The sequence below is a fragment of the Pseudogemmobacter sp. TB195 genome (assembly GCF_058313095.1).
Genome location: NZ_JBZEGG010000184.1, coordinates 1 through 557, shown reverse-complemented (window position 1 = coordinate 557; position 557 = coordinate 1). Strand labels below are relative to the sequence as shown.

The following is a 557-nucleotide window of genomic DNA, read 5'->3' as shown; positions in this document are numbered from 1 at the left end:
GCGCGAATGCGTGACGCTCGCCAGGCCGTGGCCCATAGACGGCCTCTATGACGCGGATTCCTTCGCCGGTGACGTGCTGGACATCTACGAGGGCCGGGGGCCTCAGCCGCTTTCGACAGGCCTCGGCCCCGACATGGACAAGGCCTTCAAGGTCATCGCGGGCCAGTTCGTCGTCGTGACCGGCATACCCAATCATGGGAAAGCCTTAGCGCTTGATACTCCGATCCCGACGCCTTCCGGTTGGACGACGATGGGAGAGTTGAAGGTCGGAGACACTGTCTTCGACGAGACTGGAACGCCGTGTTCAGTGGTCAGGGCAACCGAAGTGCAACTTCAGCGCAGGTGCTATGCCGTCACGCTCAACGACGGCACGCGGATCGTTGCGGATGCAGACCACAGGTGGCTAACGACCAGCGAAGCCGCGAGACGGAGCGCCTACCATGCGAAGCGGCGGCCTGCGGAACTGCGCTGCCGAGGCACGAGGCAGACAGAAAAACGAACCTTCCCATCGGTTGTTACCACCGAGGAAATCGGTCGCACTCTCATTTCCCAAGGCA

1 protein-coding gene is annotated in these 557 nt (G+C 62.1%); it reads left to right on the top strand.

Features of this window, described 5'->3' with window-relative positions; all coding sequences use genetic code 11:
• On the top strand, positions 1-557 hold a 557-nt coding region (locus tag AC4FS3_RS29275; protein WP_491023460.1), incomplete at both ends, for a Hint domain-containing protein.